Origin of the sequence: Streptomyces tendae (assembly GCF_014650435.1) — a bacterium.
GTDB lineage: Bacteria > Actinomycetota > Actinomycetes > Streptomycetales > Streptomycetaceae > Streptomyces > Streptomyces tendae.
Window position 1 is genome coordinate 719,591 of the sequence record NZ_BMUY01000001.1, and the last position, 15,597, is coordinate 735,187.

18 protein-coding genes are annotated in these 15,597 nt (G+C 72.5%); 11 read left to right on the forward strand and 7 right to left on the reverse strand.

The window, feature by feature from the left end; genetic code table 11:
* Positions 1-19: 19 nt before the first annotated feature.
* From IE258_RS03330 to IE258_RS03345, 4 genes are read left to right on the forward strand one after another with little or no spacing between them, the layout of a single operon-like run.
* On the forward strand, positions 20-964 hold the full coding sequence (locus IE258_RS03330) for an ABC transporter ATP-binding protein (RefSeq protein WP_189738686.1): 945 nt from the start codon (positions 20-22) through the stop codon (positions 962-964).
* On the forward strand, positions 961-1,701 hold the full coding sequence (locus IE258_RS03335) for an ABC transporter permease (RefSeq protein WP_189738689.1): 741 nt from the start codon (positions 961-963) through the stop codon (positions 1,699-1,701). Before IE258_RS03330 ends, IE258_RS03335 begins: the two co-directional genes overlap by 4 nt.
* On the forward strand, positions 1,698-2,864 hold the full coding sequence (locus tag IE258_RS03340) for a sensor histidine kinase (RefSeq protein ID WP_189738693.1): 1,167 nt from the start codon (positions 1,698-1,700) through the stop codon (positions 2,862-2,864). Before IE258_RS03335 ends, IE258_RS03340 begins: the two co-directional genes overlap by 4 nt.
* Entirely contained in the window at positions 2,861-3,475 is a 615-nt protein-coding gene (locus IE258_RS03345) for a response regulator transcription factor (protein ID WP_189738696.1), read from the forward strand. Before IE258_RS03340 ends, IE258_RS03345 begins: the two co-directional genes overlap by 4 nt.
* A gap of 144 nt (positions 3,476-3,619) precedes the next feature.
* Here IE258_RS03345 and IE258_RS03350 read toward each other — a convergent pair whose 3' ends face one another.
* Both IE258_RS03350 and IE258_RS03355 read right to left on the reverse strand, forming a co-directional pair.
* Positions 3,620-4,516: a transglutaminase-like and tetratricopeptide repeat-containing protein gene (locus tag IE258_RS03350; RefSeq protein WP_189738699.1), complete on the reverse strand. Its 897-nt coding sequence runs from the start codon at positions 4,514-4,516 to the stop codon at positions 3,620-3,622.
* A gap of 104 nt (positions 4,517-4,620) precedes the next feature.
* Complete coding sequence (locus tag IE258_RS03355) at positions 4,621-5,637, reverse strand: GNAT family N-acetyltransferase (RefSeq protein ID WP_189738702.1); 1,017 nt, start codon at positions 5,635-5,637, stop codon at positions 4,621-4,623.
* Positions 5,638-5,777: 140 nt separating this feature from the next.
* Here IE258_RS03355 and fdxA point away from each other — a divergent pair, with 140 nt between their 5' ends.
* Both fdxA and IE258_RS03365 read left to right on the forward strand, forming a co-directional pair.
* A complete protein-coding gene (gene fdxA / locus IE258_RS03360) occupies positions 5,778-6,098 on the forward strand; it encodes a ferredoxin (RefSeq protein ID WP_003973842.1) in 321 nt (106 codons plus the stop codon).
* A gap of 117 nt (positions 6,099-6,215) precedes the next feature.
* Entirely contained in the window at positions 6,216-7,313 is a 1,098-nt protein-coding gene (locus IE258_RS03365; protein ID WP_189738705.1) for a bifunctional succinyldiaminopimelate transaminase/glutamate-prephenate aminotransferase, read from the forward strand.
* Between the two features lie 197 nt (positions 7,314-7,510).
* Here IE258_RS03365 and IE258_RS03370 read toward each other — a convergent pair whose 3' ends face one another.
* Positions 7,511-7,942: an ATP-binding protein gene (locus tag IE258_RS03370; RefSeq protein WP_189738708.1), complete on the reverse strand. Its 432-nt coding sequence runs from the start codon at positions 7,940-7,942 to the stop codon at positions 7,511-7,513.
* 380 nt (positions 7,943-8,322) lie between these two features.
* Entirely contained in the window at positions 8,323-9,291 is a 969-nt protein-coding gene (locus IE258_RS03375; RefSeq protein WP_444545797.1) for a heavy metal transporter, read from the reverse strand.
* An 83-nt stretch (positions 9,292-9,374) separates the two neighbouring features.
* On the opposite strand from IE258_RS03375, the gene dapE reads away from it, so the two are divergent.
* Positions 9,375-10,454, forward strand: a complete 1,080-nt coding sequence (gene dapE, locus IE258_RS03380) for a succinyl-diaminopimelate desuccinylase (protein ID WP_189738711.1) — start codon at positions 9,375-9,377, stop codon at positions 10,452-10,454.
* 108 nt (positions 10,455-10,562) lie between these two features.
* On the forward strand, positions 10,563-11,321 hold the full coding sequence (locus IE258_RS03385; RefSeq protein WP_127895185.1) for an LOG family protein: 759 nt from the start codon (positions 10,563-10,565) through the stop codon (positions 11,319-11,321).
* A 74-nt stretch (positions 11,322-11,395) separates the two neighbouring features.
* On the opposite strand, the gene folP is transcribed toward IE258_RS03385, so the two are convergent.
* A complete protein-coding gene (gene folP, locus IE258_RS03390) occupies positions 11,396-12,256 on the reverse strand; it encodes a dihydropteroate synthase (protein WP_189739291.1) in 861 nt (286 codons plus the stop codon).
* 215 nt (positions 12,257-12,471) lie between these two features.
* Between folP and IE258_RS03395 the strand changes: the two genes are divergently transcribed.
* Entirely contained in the window at positions 12,472-12,831 is a 360-nt protein-coding gene (locus IE258_RS03395) for a DivIVA domain-containing protein (protein WP_159324211.1), read from the forward strand.
* Positions 12,828-13,412, forward strand: coding sequence for a DNA-3-methyladenine glycosylase I (locus IE258_RS03400; RefSeq protein WP_189738714.1), 585 nt, complete (start codon positions 12,828-12,830; stop codon positions 13,410-13,412). Before IE258_RS03395 ends, IE258_RS03400 begins: the two co-directional genes overlap by 4 nt.
* Before the next feature lie 5 nt (positions 13,413-13,417).
* Here IE258_RS03400 and chcB read toward each other — a convergent pair whose 3' ends face one another.
* Positions 13,418-14,221 (reverse strand): 2-cyclohexenylcarbonyl CoA isomerase, encoded by an 804-nt coding sequence (gene chcB, locus IE258_RS03405; protein WP_189738717.1) that lies wholly within the window; start codon positions 14,219-14,221, stop codon positions 13,418-13,420.
* Positions 14,222-14,601: 380 nt separating this feature from the next.
* Between chcB and IE258_RS03410 the strand changes: the two genes are divergently transcribed.
* Positions 14,602-14,769: a DUF3117 domain-containing protein gene (locus IE258_RS03410; RefSeq protein ID WP_003966491.1), complete on the forward strand. Its 168-nt coding sequence runs from the start codon at positions 14,602-14,604 to the stop codon at positions 14,767-14,769.
* Between the two features lie 117 nt (positions 14,770-14,886).
* Here the strand turns inward: IE258_RS03410 and IE258_RS03415 are convergent, their stop codons facing one another.
* The gene (locus IE258_RS03415; RefSeq protein ID WP_078884611.1) at positions 14,887-15,585 is read right to left on the reverse strand and encodes an O-methyltransferase; all 699 of its coding nucleotides are present in this window, start codon (positions 15,583-15,585) and stop codon (positions 14,887-14,889) included.
* Positions 15,586-15,597 lie beyond the last annotated feature (12 nt).

Below are 15,597 nucleotides of genomic sequence, written 5' to 3' on the forward strand. Positions count from 1 at the left end.
CCGCGGCCACCATGGGGCCATGACGAGGACAACGGTGGTCGGCTTCGACCAGGTGACCAAGAGGTACGGCGACGTCCGCGCCGTCGACGGACTGACGCTCGACCTGCACCCCGGACAGACCGTGGCCCTGCTGGGACCGAACGGGGCGGGCAAGTCGACCACGCTCGACCTGCTGCTCGGCCTGAGGCGCCCCGACACCGGCACCGTTCGCGTCCTCGGCACCGAACCGCGCGAGGCCATCGTCGCCGGACGGGTCGGTGCCATGCTGCAGAGCGGCGGCCTGATGGACGAGGTCACGGTCGCCGAACTCGTCCGGCTGGCCTGCGCACTGCACCCCAGGGCCCACCCGGCCGCCGAGGTGCTGGCCCGCGCCGGACTCACGAAGATCGCCGACCGCAGGGTCGACAAGCTGTCCGGCGGTCAGGCCCAGAGGGTTCGCTTCGCACTCGCGACCGCCGGCGACAGTGACCTGATCGTCCTGGACGAGCCGACCACCGGCATGGACGTGACCGCCCGCCAGGCGTTCTGGGCCACCATGCGCGAACAGGCCGACCAGGGCCGCACGGTGCTGTTCGCCACGCACTACCTGGAGGAGGCCGACGCCATCGCCGACCGGGTGCTCGTCCTGCACCGGGGCCGGCTGCTGGCCGACGGCACCGCCGCCGAGATCAAGGCCAGGGCCGGCGCCCGCCGGATCTCCTTCGATCTGGACGGCGGCCCGGACGGGACCGTCGACGAGGCGTCGCTGCGCGCGCTGCCCCACCTGACCTCTCTCACGCTGTCCGACGGCGGCTCCGCCGCGGGCTCCCGCCGGACCGTGCGCATCCAGTCCGCCGACGCCGACGCCACCGTGCACGCCCTGTACGGGCTCGGCCTGCACCCCCGCAACCTCGAAGTCGCCGGCCTCGGACTCGAGCAGGCCTTCGTCGCCCTCACCGCCGCCGAGGAGGCCAGGCAGCCGTGAACAGCCTGATCCGGCTCGAACTCACCCGAGCCCTGCGCAACCGCAAATTCCTGTTCTTCTCGGTGATCTACCCCTCGGCCCTGTTTCTGCTGATCGCGGGCAGCGCCGACGGCACCAGCGAGGTCGACGGCACCGGACTGACCCTGCCGACCTTCTTCATGGTCTCCATGGCCTCCTTCGGCGCCCTGACCGCCGTACTGATGGGCAACAGCGAACGCATCGCCAAGGAGCGGGAGAACGGCTGGGTGCGGCAACTGCGGCTGACCACCCTCCCGGGCCGCGGCTACGTCCTCGCCAAGACCGCGAGCGCCGCCGTCGTCAGCCTGCCCTCCGTCGTCGTCGTCTTCGTCGTCGCCGCGACTGTGAAGGACGTACGCCTGCACGCCTGGCAGTGGCTCGCCCTCACCGGCGCCATCTGGGCCGGCAGCCTGGTCTTCGCCGCGCTCGGCGTGGCCATCGGCTACCTGGCGACCGGGGACGCGGTCCGCCCGATCACGATGATCGTCTACTTCGGCCTCTCCATGCTCGGCGGCCTGTGGATGCCCACCACCACCTTCCCGCGGTGGCTGAGGGACATCGCCGAGTGGCTGCCCACGCACGCGTACGCTGCCCTCGGGCAGTCGATCGAACAGAGTCACGCCCCGCACGCACAGGATCTCGCCGTCCTCGCCGTCTCCTTCGTGCTCTTCGCGGGCGGCGCGGCCTGGCTGTACCGGAAGGACACGCTGAAGGCGTGAGCGGCGTCGGCATCGGGCAGCGCCCGGAGAATCGCAGGCAGAAGACCGTCAAGGTCATGTGGACGGCCATCTGGCTGGCCTATCTGAGTGCCCCCGTCAGCGACCTGCTGCACGGCTCTCACGCCGTGGGCGTCCGGATCCTCGGCTGGACCGGCCTGGTGGCCTTCGTGGTCTGGTACATGCTGCTGCTCTTCCGCACCGGCCGCGGCGACCGGACCAACCTCGTCCTCGGCTCCCTCGCCGTCCTCGCGGCCCAGTCCACGCTCCTCGCCCTCACCCTGGGCCGCGAGTGGCTGGTGCTCTTCGTGTACGTCGCGATCGCCTCCGGTGCCGCCCTGCCGCTGCGGCTGGCCCGCTGGACGATCCCGGGTGCCTCGGCGCTGCTGACCCTCGTCGCGCTCGCGGTGCCGGACGGGACCTCCTTCATCGCCGCACTGCTGCTCCCGGCGCTGCTCGGCGGCTTCGCCATGACCGGCGTGCGGGAACTGATCCGGACCACCATCGCGCTGCGCGAGGCCCGCGCCACCGTCGCCCAGCTCGCCGCCAACGAGGAACGGCTGCGCCTCGCCCGCGACCTGCACGACCTGCTCGGCCACTCGCTCTCCCTGATCACCCTGAAGAGCGAGCTGGCGGGCCGCATGCTCCCCGCCCACCCCGACAAGGCCGCCCAGCAGGTCGCCGACATCGAACAGGTCAGCCGCCAGGCCCTCGTCGACGTCCGTGAGGCCGTCACCGGCTACCGCCGCGCCCGCCTCACCACCGAACTGGCGGGCGCCAAGGTCGCGTTGACGGCCGCCGGGGTGGTCGCCGAGCTGCCCGCCGAACCGGACCTGACCGACGTCCCCGAGGAGTCCGAGACGGCGCTGGCCTGGGCGCTGCGCGAGGCGGTCACCAACGTCGTACGGCACAGCGGCGCCCGGCGCTGCGTGGTGGAGCTGCTGGGCCGCCAGACGCTGGACGGCGCGGTGCTCGAGCTGTCGGTTCAGGACAACGGCTCCGGCCGCCCCACCGCCGCGGCCGCCCCGGGCAACGGCCTCACCGGGCTCGCCGAACGCCTGGCGAAGGCGGGCGGCACACTGGAGGCGGGCGGGTCCCACCGTGGATTCAGGCTGGTCGCACGCGTCCCGGCGGCCGCGCCCGCCGACGTAGGATCCGGGGCATGAGCCGCACGATCAAGGTCCTGCTGGCGGAGGACCAGGCGATGGTCCGCGAGGCACTGGCCGCCCTGCTCGGCCTGGAGGAGGACATCGAGGTCGTCGCCCAAGTGGCGCGCGGCGACGAGGTACTGGACGCCGCCCGTGCGCACGGTGTGGACGTGGCCCTGCTGGACATCGAGATGCCCGGCGCGACCGGTATCGAGGCGGCGGCCCTGCTCCACCGGGAACTGCCGGCCGTGAAGCTGGTCGTCCTCACCACCTTCGGCCGCCCCGGCTACCTGCGCAGCGCCATGGAGTCCGGCGCCGACGCCTTCCTGGTCAAGGACGCCCCGGCCGCCCAGCTCGCCGACGCGGTGCGCAGGGTGCTGGCGGGCGAGCGGGTCATCGACCCGACCCTGGCCGCGGCGGCCCTCGCCGACGGCGCCAACCCCCTCACCGACCGCGAACGCGAGATCCTCCGCGCCGCCGCCGACGGCTCCACCAACGCCGAACTGGCCACGGCCCTCCACCTCTCCCAGGGCACGGTCCGCAACTACCTCTCCACGGCCATCCAGAAACTGGCGGTGAGGAACCGCGCGGAGGCGGTCCAGGTGGCAAGAAACAAGGGCTGGTTGTAAAAAACCCCCACCTGCGGGCAGCCGTGCCGCTGGGGCGATGGGGGCCCCACTCGAGCGAAGCCGAGAGTGGGGGAGGGTGGGCGCAGGCGGCACCCTGTGAGCAGCGGGCAAGCGACCCCACCCCCGGCTCGCACCCCCCGACGCTCAGTTCAACATCGCCCGAGCCGCCCGAGCCTCCCCCCGCACCTCCTCCGCGACGGCCTGATCCACCGCCCCCACCACCTCCGCATACGCCTCCAACTCCCCGGCCCCCGCCGCGAACTCCCCCCGCTGCACCAGCAACCGCGCCCGCTCGTACCGCAACCGCGCCGCATGCGCAGGCAACAGCAGCGCCAGATCGATCGCCCACAGACCCACCGCCGACTGCTCCGGCCGCCTGGCCGCCCACGCCCGGATGTTGTTCAGCACCCGGGCCACGACGTCCAGCGGCGCCGCGGGCTCCAGCATCGACGCCCGCAGCTCCGCCCCCGTCGCCCCCGCGACCAGCACCTCAGCGTCCTGCCCGCTCAGCACCCGACCCCCGTCGAACGGGTCGACGAGCACCCGCTCCTCCAGCGACCCGGACAGCGACCCGGACTCCTGCCCCGACTCCGTACCGAGCCCGACCACGAAGTGCCCCGGCAGCGCGACCCCGTACACCGGCGCCCCCGCCCGCCGGGCCACCTCCAGCCACACCACCGACAGCAGGATCGGCAGCCCGCGCCGCCGTCGCAGTACCTCGTGCAGCAGCGACGACTCCAGCCGCTGGTAGTCGGCCGCGACCCCGTGGAACCCGTACCGCTCGCCCAGCAGGTCCCGCAGCGCCACCGCCCAGGCCCGCGGCGTACCCGGCCGGAACGGCAGCTGCCCGGCCAGCCGGTCCAGTTCCACCTGCGCGGCGTCCAGCCCCGCCTCGTCCAGCGTCCCGTCCGCCTCCGCACCCACCAGCAGGCACAGGGTGGCCAGATCGGGCCGCTCGGACCGGGCCTCTTCGGCGAACCGCCGCCGCAGTTCGGCCGAACGTTCCGGCGACGGGGGCCGGGGTGGACGAGGATGACGCATGGCCGGATCGTGCCCTTTCACAGTGATGTCCCAGCGATGTCACAGTGAGTCACGGCGAGTCACAGCGAGACACGGCGATGCGCCAGCGAACTCACGGCAACGGCTCACCGGTCCGTCCCGGCGTCCCCGGGCTCCCGGTAGTGGTGGTAGGCGTGGTGCAACGCGAAACCCATCCCGGCGTACAGCGCCCGGGCCCCCGTGTTGTCCGTCTCCACCTGCAGCCACGCCGCCGACGCGCCCTCCTCGAGCGCCCGCCGGGCCAGCGCGGCCATCACGGCGGTCGCGAGCCCCCGGCGCCGCTGCGCGGGGTCGACCTCGACGGCCGCGAAGGAGGCCCAGCGCCCGTCCACGACACACCGGCCGATCGCCGCCGGGGCGCCGGTCGCGTCCGCGCCGGGCACCGTCGCGAACCACACCGACGGCCCCGCTCCCAGTACCCGCAGGGCCACGTCGCTCACGCCCTTGCGCTGGTACCGGGCCAGCCATGCCTCGTCCGCCTCCCGGGACAGGGCCACACCCGTGCCCTCGGCCAGATCGGCGACCGGCGCGAGCGGGCCGGTCCACACCTCCGCCGTCACCTCACGGACCCAGCCCCGCCGCTCCAGCTCCGCGCACAGCAACTCCTGCGTGCCCTCCGCGCCGGTGGCGGTCTGGACGTACGCGGGCAGCCCGCGCTCGCCGTACCAGCGGCGCACGGCCGTCAGCGCCTCGTCCAGCGGCAGCCCCGGATCGCCGAGCGGCAGCACGGAGTTGGCCCGCCGGGTGAAGCCCCCGGCCGCCCGCAGCCGCCACGCGCCGAGCCACTCGTCCTCGACGGGGGGCCAGGCCCGCGCGGTGACCCGCGCCAGCTCCTCGTAGGACGCGGCGGGACCCCGACGGCGGGCGGGTGCGGCCGGCACGACCTTTCCGGCGACCAGGGCTGACTCCGCGACACGGACGGATTCGCCACTCTTTCGTGTGATCAGCAGCACACCGTCGGTCCATGTTGTGAGAACACCGACCGTGTCGGTGAACTTCTCACCTGCGACACCAGCTTCGCTCAAGCGCCGTACGGAGACTCGTTTGCCCACGTCAGCAGTGGTGATACGGACATCGAGCCGCCCGGCGGCAGAGATTTCCACGGGTCTGTCCACCCCTCCTGTTCGGATCATGCCCAAGAACGGAGATACTAGGGGCGGGCATCGACGACGCCGCGCTCCCGCGCGCCAGGCGGCGGAGCCTGAGGAGGCCCGCCAGCGCCCTATCGAGGAGGAACGACAGCGTGACCTACGTCATCGCGCAGCCTTGTGTCGACGTGAAGGACAAGGCGTGCATCGAGGAGTGCCCGGTCGACTGCATCTACGAGGGCCAGCGGTCCTTGTACATCCACCCGGACGAATGCGTCGACTGTGGTGCCTGTGAGCCGGTCTGCCCGGTCGAGGCGATCTTCTACGAGGACGACACTCCCGAGGAGTGGAAGGACTACTACAAGGCGAACGTCGAGTTCTTCGACGAGCTCGGTTCGCCGGGCGGGGCCAGCAAGCTGGGGCTGATCGAGCGCGACCACCCCTTCGTCGCCGCGCTGCCGCCGCAGAACCAGTAAGAGCGGCCCGCACCCGCGCCGCCTCGGTCCCGTACGGCCTGATCGCCCCGATCGGCGCCGCACGGGACCGAGGCGTTTGCCGTGCCGGTCACTCACGAGGAAAGGGAGCCACCCACCGTGTCCGCAGTCTCCGACCGACTTCCCACCTTCCCCTGGGACAAGCTGGAGCCGTACAAGAAGACGGCCGCGGCCCACCCCGGCGGCATCGTCGACCTCTCGGTCGGCACCCCGGTCGACCCGGTCCCCGAGCTGATCCAGAAGGCCCTGGTCGACACGGCGGACTCCCCGGGCTACCCCACCGTCTGGGGCACCCCGGCACTGCGCGACGCGATCACCGGCTGGGTGGAACGCCGTCTCGGCGCCCGCGACGTCACCCACCGCCACGTGCTCCCGGTCGTCGGCTCCAAGGAACTCGTCGCCTGGCTCCCGACCCAACTGGGCCTCGGCCCCGGTGACAAGGTCGCCTTCCCGCGCCTGGCCTACCCGACGTACGAGGTAGGCGCCCGCCTGGCACGCGCGGAGTACGAGGCGTACGAGGACCCGACCGAGCTGGACCCGACGGGCCTGAAGCTCCTCTGGCTGAACTCGCCCTCCAACCCGACCGGCAGGGTCCTGTCCAAGGCCGACCTGACCCGGATCGTGGCCTGGGCCCGCGAGCACGGCGTCCTCGTCGTCTCCGACGAGTGCTACCTGGAGCTGGGCTGGGAGGCCGACCCGGTCTCGGTCCTGCACCCGGACGTCAACGGCGGCTCGTACGACGGCCTGGTAGCCGTCCACTCCCTCTCCAAGCGCTCCAACCTCGCCGGCTACCGCGCCGCCTTCCTGGCCGGCGACCCGGCCGTCCTGGGGCCGCTCCTGGAGATCCGCAAGCACGGCGGCATGATGACCCCGGCGCCGACCCAGGCGGCCGTGGTGGCGGCCCTCGGCGACGACGAGCACGTCCGCGTCCAGCGCGAGCGCTACGCCGCCCGCCGCACGGTCCTGCGCGAGGCCCTGCTGGGCGCCGGCTTCCGCATCGAGCACAGCGAGGCCAGCCTCTACCTCTGGGCCACCCGCGACGAGTCCTGCTGGACCACGCTCGCCCACCTGGCCGACCGAGGCATCCTGGTGGCCCCGGGCGACTTCTACGGCCCCGCAGGCGAGAACTTCGTCCGAGTAGCCCTGACAGCAACAGACGAACGCATCCAGACGGCAGCAGAACGCCTGAAAGCCTGACCGCCCCGGCTGTGGGCAGTCGTTCCGCAGGGCGATGGGGGTACCTCCCATGCCCTTCAGGCAATGGGGGAGGGTGGGCACAGCCCCCGACGCGGGGCCACGGCCAAGACACGCCCACCGCACCGGCGTAAGACACCAAAACGCCGGGCCCTGGGAACCCCAGGACCCGGCGCCGTACAAGCCCGGCGCAGCCGCCGTCAGCCGATCGGAAGCCCCTGCACCGGCAGCCCACCCTTGCCCAGCGCGTCCGTCGGCAGCCCACCCTTCGTGGCGGTCGCAGCCGTGTCACCCACGATGTCCCCGGCGGAGCCCGCCGCGTCCCCGGCCGCGTTCTGCGCCGCCGGCGTGGCCTTCTTGACGACCGATCCACCGGTCTTGCCGGCGGTCGGCACGGCCTTCTTGACGGCCTTGCCGCCGGTGTCGCCCGCGGTCTCGGTGACGCTCTCGGCCGCGGAGGCGGCGGTGTTGCCGACGTTCGCCCCGTCCAGGGCGGTCAGTCCCCCGAGGTTCGGGGTGGCAGGCAGTTCGGGAGCCGCGCTGGCGGAGCCGGCCGCACCGACCCCGGCGGCCGCTCCCGCAGCGACGAGCAGCGCGGCACGGGCGATCCGGCGGGTCAGGGGGAGGGACATGATGCTCCTTGGACGTAAGTCGACAACGACGATGGAAAATCCGACCGGGCCCGGAGGACGACCGGTGAGTGACCGGAGAGTGATCGACCGGGCTCGGACGCAGTGACTACCGCTCGAAGGCGACGAAGGTTGCGGCGGCCCAACGTAAAGAGTTGGTAATGCGTCGCATTATCAGGTGCACAGAAAAACGGGCAAAAGGGCGCCGGTCGGAAAGTCTGCTGAATCCTTACGGCCCTTGATTTTCCTGGGCTCCGACGCATTCCGGGGTGAGGGTGCGAAAACCCGTGCTCCACGTCGACTTCGCGCCGACGCGGGTCACTCGCGCGGATGACGCTTCGTACGGGCGGGCTACCGGGTGGATGACGCTTCGTACGGGCGCGCTACCGGTTGGACGTGATCCGCACCGCTCCAGCCGCCCGCTCCGCACCCTTGGCGCCCGCGGTGCCCGTCGGGTTCCACTTGCTGTCGGTGTTGCCCGCGGTCCACTCCCGGCCCGCGTAGGTGACCCGCTGGATGTGCAGCGAGGAGGCGTTGGCCACCGCCCAGTGCGCCAGCTGCCAGCCGCGCCGCCCGCGCTCCTCGGCCGACCCGGAGCCGGTCCCGCCGGTCACCGGCAGTGTCACCGTCCGCTCGTCGGAGCCGGCCGCGGGCCGGGGGGAGGCGGAGCCGGCGCCCGCTTCCGTGCCCGCCGGACGGAGCACGTCGTGCCCGAAGTCCCGTACCAGCGCCGCGCGTACCGCGTCCGGCCCTTTCTCCTGGGTCGCGCCGGGGCGCCCGTCGCAGGTCAGGGTCGCCGCGGACCGTCCGGTGAGCGCGGCGGCGAGCAGCTCGGCGTCCGGTTCGTGCTTGGCGTACGCGTCCGGGAAGCCGCTGCGCTGCACGCGCTGCGCGGCGACGGTCAACGGCAGCTCCTGATAGTCCGGCACCTTGACCAGGTGGTCGTAGAACTCGCCCGCGGCGTACGCGGGGTCCATGATCTCCTCCGGCGTGCCCCAGCCCCACGAGGGCCGCTGCTGGAACAGGCCGAGCGAGTCCTTGTCGCCGTGGTCCAGGTTGCGCAGCGCCGACTCCTGCAGCGCGGTCGCCAGCGCGATCGTCACGGCCCGGTCGGGCAGCTTGCGCGCGGTGCCCACCGCGGTGATCGTCGCCGCGTTCACCGCCTGCTCCGGCGTGAACTCGTAGGTCGTCCGGTCGCCCGTGCCGCTCGCCACCTTGCACCCCGGAGCGCCCGCGCCCCCGGTGACGTACTGCACGGCCAGATATCCGGCGACCGCGAGCAGGACCATGGAGGCGGCGCCCGAACGGGCGAGGCGGCCACGGCGTTTGCGGGGTGGGGACGGCTGAAGCACGCGTACAAGGTACTGGAGGGTAGGGTCCGGTGTCCGCCGGGTACGCACTCTGCCCGAAAGGGCACCGCGTTAGGGTCGGGGCCATGGCCGATACCCCGCTTGACCTCACCTTGGACGCCGCGGAGCTTACCGCGCGGCTCGTCGACCTCCCGTCCGAGAGCGGCACCGAGGAGCCGCTGGCGGACGCGATCGAGAGCGTGCTGCGGTCCCTGCCCCACCTGTCGGTCGAGCGGTACGGCAACAACGTCGTCGCCCGCACCGACCTGGGCCGCGCGGAGCGCGTGATCCTGGCCGGGCACATCGACACCGTGCCGATCGCCGACAACGTCCCCTCCCGGCTGGACGAGGACGGGGTGCTGTGGGGCTGCGGCACCTGCGACATGAAGGCGGGCGTCGCCGTCCAGCTGCGCATCGCGGCCACCGTCCCCGCCCCCAATCGCGACCTGACCTTCGTCTTCTACGACAACGAGGAGGTCGCCGCCGAGCTGAACGGCCTGAAGCACGTCGCCGAGGCCCACCCCGAGTGGCTGGAGGGCGACTTCGCGGTGCTCCTCGAACCGTCCGACGGCCAGGTGGAGGGCGGCTGCCAGGGCACCCTGCGGGTGCTGCTGAAGACGGCGGGGGAGCGGGCGCACTCGGCGCGCTCCTGGATGGGCTCCAACGCCATCCACGCCGCCGCCCCCGTCCTCGCGCGCCTGGCGGCGTACGAGCCCCGGTACCCGGTCATCGACGGCCTGGAGTACCGCGAGGGCCTCAACGCGGTCGGCATCACCGGCGGGGTCGCGGGCAACGTCATCCCCGACGAGTGCGTGGTCACCGTGAACTTCCGCTACGCCCCGGACCGCAGCCCCGAGGACGCCCTCGCCCACGTGCGCGAGGTCTTCGCGGACTGCGGGGTGACGGAGTTCGTGGTCGACGACCACAGCGGAGCGGCCCTGCCCGGCCTGTCCCACCCGGCCGCGGCGGCCTTCATCGAGGCGGTGGGCGGCACCCCGCAGCCGAAGTACGGCTGGACGGACGTGTCCCGGTTCTCGGCGCTCGGCGTCCCGGCGGTCAACTACGGCCCCGGCAACCCGCACTTGGCGCACAAGCGCGACGAGCGGGTCGAGGTGGCGAAGGTCCTCGCGGGTGAGGAGCGCCTGCGGGCGTGGCTCACGGCTTGATCCAGTACGGGTTTGGACCGCTGCGTGGCGGACATGCTGAGGTCCCTCGTACGTAACCCGCGTAGATCTACGCTGAGGTGGAAGAACCTGCAACTGGAGGGAGCGCGCATGGCTACCGGCAACCCCGAGGGCAAGAAGCGGCCACCGGAGGAGCAGCGCCTCGGCCCCGTGCTCCGGCGGCGGGGGCAGGTGCAGGAGAGCACCACGGACCAGCGCCTGCTGGACGAGCGTGCCCCGACGGACTGGGTCCACACCGACCCCTGGCGGGTGCTGCGCATCCAGTCGGAGTTCATCGAGGGCTTCGGCACGCTCGCCGAACTTCCGCCCGCCATCAGCGTCTTCGGCTCCGCCCGTACGGCTGTGGACTCACCGGAGTACGAGGCGGGCGTGCGGCTGGGCCGCGGTCTGGTGGAGGCGGGCTTCGCCGTCATCACCGGCGGCGGACCCGGCGCCATGGAGGCGGCCAACAAGGGCGCCCTGGAGGCGAAGGGAACGTCGGTCGGCCTGGGCATCGAGCTGCCCTTCGAGCAGGGGCTCAACCCCTACGTCGACATCGGCCTGAACTTCCGCTACTTCTTCGTGCGCAAGATGATGTTCGTGAAGTACGCACAGGGCTTCGTCGTGCTGCCCGGCGGCCTCGGCACCCTCGACGAACTCTTCGAGGCCCTCACCCTGGTGCAGACCCAGAAGGTGACCCGCTTCCCCATCGTCCTGTTCGGCTCGGAGTACTGGGGCGGCCTGGTCGACTGGCTCCGCGGCACCCTGGTCGCCCAGGGCAAGGCCGCGGAGAAGGACCTCATGCTCTTCCACGTCACGGACGACGTGGACGAGGCCGTGGCCCTGGTCTCCAAGGAGGCGGGCCGGTAGCGCAGGCAGGTCACGGGCGGGGCGAAGCCCTGGGCCGAGCCCCGTCGAAGCCCTGGGCCGACCCCGCCGGCCCGCTAGGCCAAGCCCCGCCGGGCCACCGCCGGTGCCCGGTGCCCGGCGATCGTCGCCACCATGTCCAGCACCTGCCGCGTCTCCGCAACCTCGTGCACCCGGTACACCTTGGCGCCCAGCCAGGCCGAGACCGCGGTCGTCGCCAGGGTGCCGATCAGCCGTTCCTTCACGGGCCGGTCCAGCGTCTCCCCGACGAAGTCCTTGTTCGACAGGGACACCAGCACCGGCCACCCCGTCTCCACCATCTCCCCGAGCCGCCGTGTCGCCTCCAGGCTGTGCCGGGTGTTCTTCCCGAAGTCGTGCCCGGGGTCGATCAGCACCGACTCCCGCGGCACCCCCAGTGCCACCGCACGCTCGGCCAGCCCCAGGGTCACCCGGAGGATGTCCGCCATGACGTCCTCGTACGTCACCCGGTGCGGCCGCGTCCGCGGCTCGGCGCCACCCGCGTGGGTGCACACCAGGCCCACCTCGTACCGGGCGGCGACCTCCGCGAGCTTCGGGTCGACGCCGCCCCACGCGTCGTTCAGCAGGTCCGCACCCGCCTCGCACACGGCCTCGCCGACCTCGTGCCGCCAGGTGTCCACGCTGATCACGACGTCCGGGAACCGCCGCCTGACCTCCGCGACGAAGCCCACCGTGCGCCGCGCCTCCTCCGCGGCCGACACCTCGTCCCCGGGGCCGGCCTTCACCCCGCCGATGTCGATGATCGCGGCGCCCTCGGCCACCGCCTGCTCCACGCGCGCGAGGGCGGGCTCGTCGCGGAAGGTCGCCCCCCGGTCGTAGAAGGAGTCCGGGGTCCGGTTCACGATCGCCATGACCACCGGCTCGTGCGCCGCGAATTCACGCCTGCCCAGCCTGAGCATCCCCTGTGACATCTCCTCGTCCACACCGTTCTCTCGTGCCGTTCCCGACGTCGGGGGCGCGTTCCTTCGACTGCCGCGGCCCCGGCTGCCAGACTCGCATGGCACGATCGGACCCGACACAACCGACTCCGACAACGACTCCGGCACGACCGGCTCGGCACCACCGCCGACCCCGGCTCCTGCCGGACTCCGACCCGACCATGGGGGCGCCAGCGATGGTCATGTTCCTGTTCCTCGTCATCGCGCTGGCCGTCGTCGTGGCCGCGGTGACGCTCGCCGTGGTGGGCGGCGGCGAGAGCGGGCCGCTGCCCGACGCCGCACCCGAGCGGGTACGGGACGCGCTGCCCCCGGACCGTCCGGTGGACCGCGGCGACGTGGAGCGGCTGCGCTTCCCGCTGGTGGTCCGCGGCTACCGCATGGCGGACGTCGACGACGCCCTCGGCCGCCTCGGCGCCGAGCTGGCCGAGCGGGACGCCAGGATCACCGACCTGGAGTCCGCACTGGCGGGTGCCCGGGCCGCCGCCGCCCACCGCCACGTCGTCATGGACAAGCCGGCCCAGGAGGAGCAGCAGTGAGCGCCGGGGAGGCCCTGGCGGGCCCGGACGGCGCGCTGCGCTGCCCCTGGGCGCTGTCCACCGAGGACTACATCACGTACCACGACGACGAGTGGGGCCGCCCGGTCCACGGCGACGACGCCCTGTACGAACGGCTCAGCCTGGAGGCATTCCAGTCCGGCCTGTCCTGGATCACGATCCTGCGCCGCCGCACCGGCTTCCGCAGCGCGTTCGCCGGCTTCCGGATCGCCAAGGTCGCCGCCTTCACCGACACCGACCGCGAGCGCCTCCTCGCCGACGCCGGCATCATCCGCAACCGGGCCAAGATCGACGCGACCCTGGCCAACGCGCGGGTGCTGGCCGGGTGGGCCCCCGGCGACCTGGACGAGCTGATCTGGTCGCACGCACCGGACCCGGCCGGACGACCTGCCCCGAAGACCCTCACCGACGTCCCGGCCGTCACACCGGAGTCCACGGCGCTGTCCAAGGCCCTGAAGAAGCGGGGCCTGCGCTTCGTCGGCCCGACGACGGCGTACGCACTGATGCAGGCATGCGGCCTGGTCGACGACCACCTGGCCACCTGCGTCGCCCGCCGGGCCTGAGCGGCCTACCGGCCCAGGTACTTCGGCTTCTCCTTCTCGACGAACGCCCGTACCGCGATCGCGTGGTCCTCGGAGGCCCCGGCCCGCGACTGCAGCTCGTCCTCCTTGTCCAGCGTCTCGGAGAGCGAGTGGGTCAGCCCGTACGCCATGGCCTCCTTCAGCGCCGCGTACGCCACGGTCGGACCCGCGGCCAGCGCACGCGCCGTCTTCTCGGCCTCGGCGCGCAGGTCGGCGGCGGGCACGACCCGGGTGGCGATGCCCAGCTCGTACGCCTCCTGCGCGCCGACGCTGCGCGGGAAGAGCAGCAGGTCGGCGGCGCGGCCGGGGCCGACGACACGCGGCAGCGTCCAGGAGATGCCGGAGTCCGCGGTGAGGGCCACGCCCGCGAAGGAGGTGTTGAACGCCGCCGTGTCCGCGACGATCCGGTAGTCCGCCGCGAGCGCGAAACCGAGGCCCGCCCCCGCCGCCACGCCGTTCACGGCGGCGACCACCGGCTTCTCGGCCCCGGCGAGCGCCCGGACGATCGGGTTGTAGTGCTCGCGCACCGTGCTCATCGTCTGCCCCGAGCCCGTCTCCCGGTCGGCGGCCAGCAGCCCGATGTGCTCCTTGAGGTCCTGGCCGACGCAGAACGCCCGCTCCCCGGCCGCGGTCAGCAGCACCGCCCGTACGGCGTCGTCCGCCGCCGCGGAGCGCACCGCGTCCCGGAGCGCGACCTTGGTCTCGATGTTCAGCGCGTTCATCGCCTCGGGGCGGTTCAGCGTGATCGTCGCGAGCCCGTCGCTCACTTCGTAGAGCACGGTGTCGGCCATGGGAAATCCCCTCCGTGTCGTGTCGTGCGGTGCCTTGCGGTCTCATGCGGTGGCATGCGTCCGCAGACAGCATGACGGAGATCACCGGGAACGGATCGTTCACGAGGTGTGACCTGCGTCAAAGAAATCCGGTCCGTATCCATTCGGTGGAAGTGGCCGAGGGCGCGCAGTATCGCAGTCACATCGCCGAATTGAGTGGTTTTGCTCGCGCGCGTTGCCCAAGCGATGCCGACCGATGTTGGTCATCGGGTCCTGGGATGCGGGATAATGGCTGGGAAGCAATGTGTTCGATGCCGGTGTCGCGCGTCCATGCCGGACTGCGCGTGCCCTCACGGGCCGTCGGCGGTGACGGTGAGCTGGTATCAGGAAGGGGAACGAGCATGGCGGCCATGAAGCCGCGGACGGGCGATGGCCCGCTCGAGGTGACCAAGGAGGGGCGGGGCATCGTCATGCGCGTTCCGCTCGAAGGCGGCGGGCGGCTCGTCGTCGAGCTGACCCCCGACGAGGCCGACGCGCTCGGCGACGCCCTCAAGAAGGTCGTCGGCTGACGCGCGAGCGACCATACCCGTTCAGTCGCTCCGGTACCGCACCTGGTGCCGGGGCGACTGTCGTGTGACGGCCCTTCCCGGGCGCCGGCGCCCCGGTCCGCGCGCCGGTGCCTTTCCTCAGCGCTTCACGGCGCACAGCAGTCCGTCGCCCACCGGGAGCAGCGACGGCACCAGTTCCTGGCTCTCCCGCACCGCGCGCAGGAGCTCCCGCACCCGCAGCACCTCGGTGGGCTGCGGCCCCGAGTCGATCGTGCGGCCCGCGCCGAAGACGCCCTCGAAGGCGACGAGACCCCCGGGACGCAGCAGGCGCAACGATTCAGCGAGGTAGTCCAGGTACTCCAGCCGGTCGCCGTCGCAGAAGACCAGGTCGTATCCGGCGTCCGCGAGCCGGGGCAGCACGTCCAGGGCGCGCCCGGGAATGAACCGGGCGCGGTTGCTGGCGAAGCCCGCGGCCCGGAATGCCTGGCGGGCGAACTGCTGGTGCTCCGGCTCCGGGTCGACCGTCGTCAGTACTCCGTCCGGCCGCATGCCGTGCAGCAGATGGATCCCGGACACACCGCAGCCGGTGCCGATCTCCGCGACCGCCTTGGCGTCCACGGCGGCGGCGAGCAACCCCAGGGCGGAGCCGGTGCCCGGAGTCACCGAGCGCAGACCCGCCTCGCGGGCCCGGTCGCGTGCCCAGAGCAGCGCGTCGTCCTCGGCGACATAGGCGTCGGCGAACGCCCAGCTCGTCTGCCGGTTGCCGGTAATGACCCTCTCCTGTCCCCGTCGTTGCCTCGGCGTGACTGTATCCGTTGGCGTCGGGAACCCGCAGATGGGACCAGTCGT

Coding starts and splice junctions, on each gene's coding strand:
- IE258_RS03330 (WP_189738686.1), top strand. CDS start 20: ATGACGAGGACAACGGTGGTCGGCTTCGACCAGGTGACCAAGAGGTAC.
- IE258_RS03345 (WP_189738696.1), top strand. CDS start 2,861: ATGAGCCGCACGATCAAGGTCCTGCTGGCGGAGGACCAGGCGATGGTC.
- IE258_RS03350 (WP_189738699.1), bottom strand. CDS start 4,516: ATGCGTCATCCTCGTCCACCCCGGCCCCCGTCGCCGGAACGTTCGGCC.
- IE258_RS03370 (WP_189738708.1), bottom strand. CDS start 7,942: ATGTCCCTCCCCCTGACCCGCCGGATCGCCCGTGCCGCGCTGCTCGTC.
- dapE (WP_189738711.1), top strand. CDS start 9,375: ATGGCCGATACCCCGCTTGACCTCACCTTGGACGCCGCGGAGCTTACC.
- IE258_RS03385 (WP_127895185.1), top strand. CDS start 10,563: ATGGCTACCGGCAACCCCGAGGGCAAGAAGCGGCCACCGGAGGAGCAG.
- folP (WP_189739291.1), bottom strand. CDS start 12,256: ATGCTCAGGCTGGGCAGGCGTGAATTCGCGGCGCACGAGCCGGTGGTC.
- IE258_RS03395 (WP_159324211.1), top strand. CDS start 12,472: ATGGTCATGTTCCTGTTCCTCGTCATCGCGCTGGCCGTCGTCGTGGCC.
- chcB (WP_189738717.1), bottom strand. CDS start 14,221: ATGGCCGACACCGTGCTCTACGAAGTGAGCGACGGGCTCGCGACGATC.
- IE258_RS03410 (WP_003966491.1), top strand. CDS start 14,602: ATGGCGGCCATGAAGCCGCGGACGGGCGATGGCCCGCTCGAGGTGACC.